The following is a 4,639-nucleotide window of genomic DNA, read 5'->3' as shown; positions in this document are numbered from 1 at the left end:
ACTGAGGTATCTCCCAGCCAAAGTGCTTTTGCTATTTGTTCTTTGTAATTACTCGCACTCAACTGATAAAAACACCGATGAAAACGTGCTAAATGTGCTAGTGCTTCTACTTTTAAATTCGCACGCTCTTTGGCTATCTTTAAAGGAATTACTTGCCCTTCTTGACTTACCACGAAGGCATTTCTTAATGTTTCTTTATGAAGTTTGATAACTACTAAAATAGAAACCACTGAAGTTATCACACTTCCAATAATAGAGGCTAGTACAATCCATCTGTTTTGTCCCAATACCTGATAGATATTTTTATAAGGGGTTTTAATTTTCATAAGCCATTATTTTTTTTAATTCGTTAATTCCCAACAAACAGCCTAAACACAAAAGAGGTGGCTCTTTTATAAAGTTTAAATTTGATGAGCACAATAAATCCAATGGTTGCAAGCTCAACAAGTGGTGCAAAAAATTCTGATCCCCAATCAGTTCCAAAAAGGGCATTCCAAAAGTTCCCACTGATCTCTCGATAGAGATTATTCACAAAGACATTCACTAGGAAAAAGGCTGGAACGAGCATGTACACCCCTGCATAAAGCTTAAAATAATTATAGGCTAAGCCTCTAAACTTTTCAAAAACTGACAAACTAATTACCAATGGAAAAAAAGCCTGCATAATCCCCAATAAAAAATAGCGCTCTGCTAAAAACAAAGGATAAATAAACAAGTCCATTAACCACAGGAAGACTGACAGGATAAAGGCCAAAATTTTCATCCCATAGAGTGGCGTTACTAGGGATTCATACAATAACGACAATGCCTTTTTGGCGGCTTCCATTGCGCCCACCTCCCGCTCTATCTCTACATCCTGCAACTGCAAAGGAAGGAGCGCTGGAGCCATATCCTTATAATTACTTTCCACAGCCACTAAAACAGCATCAAAAAAACCGAGTATTTGTGATGAAAAAATCACCAGTAATACAATTGTAAAATTTTTGACCAACTCCCCAGGAGAAAGTCCCCAAGTATAGCCATCGCGGTCTACCACCCCTTCCTGGTATTTTTTAAGTATATTGATTAAAAACAAAAGCACTGCAAATGTTTTTACCCCAGTAATGGTATACCTTGAAAAATCACTGTCTTTAATTACCTGAAAAACAGCATCCACATATTCGAGCCCTATATTTAAAAGAATCCATTGCATCTGTTAATAGTTAGCGATCCTACTGTTAACAGTCGCCTGTAGTTTCCGAAAAGAAATGATTTCTTGGTAGCGTTGCATTTTATTTTCAATCTCTGCCACCATCTCCTTGGATTCTTGTTCTTTCTCCTGTAAGAGCTGCACCCTATCAGCATCCGTCATTTTTAATAAATCGCTCGATAGAATCTGCTCCACATAATCTAGACTCGCTACGGCGTTTATCATAATAGCATCGAAGGAATCAGCTATCCGCCCTACTTCATCAGGTTTGATATAAGGAGAACTTAATACATCACTCAAATCTGATTGCACCATTTCAAATAACCTTTGGTTGTTATTGGTGAGTGCTTTTAAAGCATGAAGTTGTCGAATTACCGAATTGACCTTTTCCAAATTTTCTTTTTGTTTCTTTAGAAAATTAACGGTTTGCATCAATTGCGAGGTTTGTTTTCCAGATTCAATCAGTTGTTTCGCCAAACTGATAAAGTTGGTATTATCATACACAGGCATGCCTTGGCTGTTGCCTGCAGTCGGCAGGTATAAAAAACTCAAGATCAATAACCCCATTGGATAGCATCGTATTTTCTTTTTAGTTTTCATGAGTACATCTATTTTTGATTACATTTTACAAAGCGTTCTATAGCCTCTTCCATCGACCCTAATTGATCATACAACCGCATGATTTCTTCACTTTCATTCCCATCGGTCAAGTAAGCTGCGTACACCGCTGGAGGAACTTCCAACCGAAACACATTGCTCTCCTTTCCTATCTTTATAAAGATCTCGGTGTATTTTCGGTCTCCGGTAAAGTTGTTTTGAAGGGAAGAAAGCTGATTTAAATCATGGGCAGCGAGTTTTAGCCTTTTGATGAGCTCCTCATATCCTTTTTCATTGCGAAGGCTGTAAATGACTTGTGTATTTTCCAAAATACTAGCCGAGGTACTGTTCTTTGGTAATTGATTGATGGATTGCAAAATGATTCCAATAGCACCATTTTGTTTACGAATGGCTTGGTAATAAAATTCCACGCTCTCCAATACATTTTTAAATTTTAGTTGCTTAGCAAACTCATCAAAAAGAATGATTCCTCGTTCGGAACGGTTTCGCCAGATGGTACGCTGTACAGCAGTTTTGATTAATTTAAGCATGACAGAGAGCACCTCTTTATTATCTTTTACTTCATCCAGTTCAAAAATGATAAGGCGCTTGTCTTCGATTCGAAAACTCTGATCTTCATTTTGACTAAAAAGAAAACCGTAGAGACCACCCGCTACATATTCGGATAAGATATGCAAGAATTGATACGGACTGAAGTCTGTTTCTCGAAGCCCGAGATCAGCTAAGATTGTTTCCTTTTGCGCTTTAACAAATTCATACAAACTAGTCAGGGAATGTTGTTTTCGTATTTTTTGATAATAATACAGCAGTACTTTCTTAAGCGCTACTTCTTTACTTTTAGAAGGGGCGGCATCTCCTGCCATAAGCTCAGAGAGAAACACCATCAAATCTTCCAGTCGTTCAGGTGTTAAATCTGCTTCACTAGCTATATAAAAAGGATTGATGCCTAAATTTTTACCTTGTTCATAGCGCAATACCACATGATCCTCAGGATATAATTTGGCAAATTTGGTATAAGAACCACCCAAATCGATGATGACCAGACGAACACCACTTTCAAAATATTGACGTAAGATATTATTAGCTAAAAAGGACTTCCCTTCACCTGTTGGGGCAAAAATGGCAAAGTTCCGTGCTTTGATCCGCTTCTTATGCGTATCCCAGACATCCTTTACGATAGGAATATTAAACTGTCGATCATTAAAGATTATCCCTGTAGCATCTGATTTGTAGTTGGTATTGTTGAGTAGTAAACATAACCCGTGCTTTAAATCCGTGACATACATATCTGCATCTGAAAAATTAGATGAAAAGCAACAGTAACTATTCAGTAGGTAATTCTTTCGTTCTTCTCCCTTTGGATAATAAGGAATGATATCCAGCTCCTTAAAGGCTGTCTTTATTTTAGCGCCTATATTCCTTAGATTTTCAGCCTGCTTTTCCCAATACAACACATTAAGATGCCCACGAATAATCCGGGCATTGTCATCGGCATTGATCTGATCTAAGATGTGCTGGATTTTTCCCAGTACCACTTTGTTTTGTGACCCAAAATTGGAGCTCTTATGAAGTGCTTCAACTTTCTTATCAAGCAACTTGCGCCACTTGTGTTTATCATCCAAGTACAAGATTTGGTTAACCACATGGTTTTCATTAAGAGTAAGCCCTAAACCATCAATAAATCCTTGATGAAATACAAAATCGTCCGTAGTGAATTTATCATTGGTTATACTAGACTGTACACTTTCGCCAAAACACAATTCGCTGTTGACGGCTAGGATATCAAAATAATGTTCCCCACTGTTGATAGGTTGTTTGCTAAGAAGTGTGTCGGTATCAAACCCCGTATTAAATCCATTAAAATAATTATGGGTTAAACTTTCTATTTGTGAAGCCTTAAGCGGTACAATTTCTATTTTTCGACTGTTATTGATAAAAGCAACCGAGTCGTTTACCGAGCCGATAAAACTTTTCGCATTTTCATCTAATTCCTGAACGATATTTTTTGAAACGTTTCTAAAGGGATTGACATATTTTGGATTGTTAAGCGCCTTGTTTTTGGTTAAAATAAAGAACAAAAAACAAGTATGCTCCACATAGCTACGTCCTTTAAAATATGTATGTGTTGCTTTCTCTAAAAATGTTTTATTAGGGAGCTGTTCTGAGGTATAGGCTTTTTTAAGATATACATCCTGTTTATGAACCACCGTTCCTACAGGTAAGGATTTCAATGCTTGAAACCAAGTACCATGTATCTCCTCAAAGCCCTTTTCTGATAATGAATAGATTTCCGGTAAGTTCACTTCATAACCCAAAACTACATTTCCATTGTTGGCAAAAATTATATGGTCTTCAATCGCTACAATTGGCCAGTATGTTGCTATATCAATTTGCTTCATAATCAATTTTGGAATTTCGTTTATGACTCATACGATCAGGAAACACACTCTTTATTTGAAAGCAATTGGGATTCTTGGTAAACCAACTCAAAATGATATACAATACACTATTAAAAATCAAAGTACCCACAACCATCCCAAAACTGAAGGAAAATATAATGACTAACAGGGAAGCCACTATGCAAACCATCTGTACGGCAAATAAGGAAATGGGCAGCCCAAAAATGACCGCCTGTTTCCGAATGTTTTTATAGACTTCGAATCGTTTCATTTATACTACGATGGAGATTAAATAAGTAAATATGCCAACGACAGCGCCAGCAATAAGGACAAAGACCAACACACGAGTAATCCCCTTTTTAAGATCAGCATTCTCTCCGAAGAAATGTCCTGCATTGAATAAGAATCCCACCAAGAATATCACTCCAAGGAT

4 protein-coding genes and 1 pseudogene are annotated in these 4,639 nt (G+C 37.1%); 1 reads left to right on the top strand and 4 read right to left on the bottom strand.

Annotation, left to right across the window (positions count from 1 at the left end):
- From AC13CQ_RS04700 to AC13CQ_RS04685, 4 genes and pseudogenes are all read right to left on the bottom strand, one after another.
- Positions 1–326: pseudogene (locus tag AC13CQ_RS04700) on the bottom strand (conjugal transfer protein TraK); the annotation flags it as partial.
- Between the two features lie 23 nt (positions 327–349).
- Positions 350–1,192 (bottom strand): hypothetical protein, encoded by an 843-nt coding sequence (locus AC13CQ_RS04695; RefSeq protein WP_335589088.1) that lies wholly within the window; start codon positions 1,190–1,192, stop codon positions 350–352.
- A 3-nt stretch (positions 1,193–1,195) separates the two neighbouring features.
- On the bottom strand, positions 1,196–1,789 hold the full coding sequence (locus tag AC13CQ_RS04690; RefSeq protein ID WP_482882718.1) for a conjugal transfer protein: 594 nt from the start codon (positions 1,787–1,789) through the stop codon (positions 1,196–1,198).
- 8 nt (positions 1,790–1,797) lie between these two features.
- Positions 1,798–4,206: a TraG family conjugative transposon ATPase gene (locus AC13CQ_RS04685; protein WP_482882717.1), complete on the bottom strand. Its 2,409-nt coding sequence runs from the start codon at positions 4,204–4,206 to the stop codon at positions 1,798–1,800.
- A gap of 92 nt (positions 4,207–4,298) precedes the next feature.
- Here AC13CQ_RS04685 and AC13CQ_RS04680 point away from each other — a divergent pair, with 92 nt between their 5' ends.
- Complete coding sequence (locus AC13CQ_RS04680; RefSeq protein WP_482882716.1) at positions 4,299–4,460, top strand: hypothetical protein; 162 nt, start codon at positions 4,299–4,301, stop codon at positions 4,458–4,460.
- The last annotated feature ends 179 nt before the right edge of the window (positions 4,461–4,639 follow it).

The sequence above is a fragment of the Galbibacter sp. L-19 genome (genome assembly GCF_056857615.1).
The sequence above is the reverse complement of the archived record's forward strand: the minus strand, read 5'-3'. Positions and strand labels throughout refer to the sequence as shown.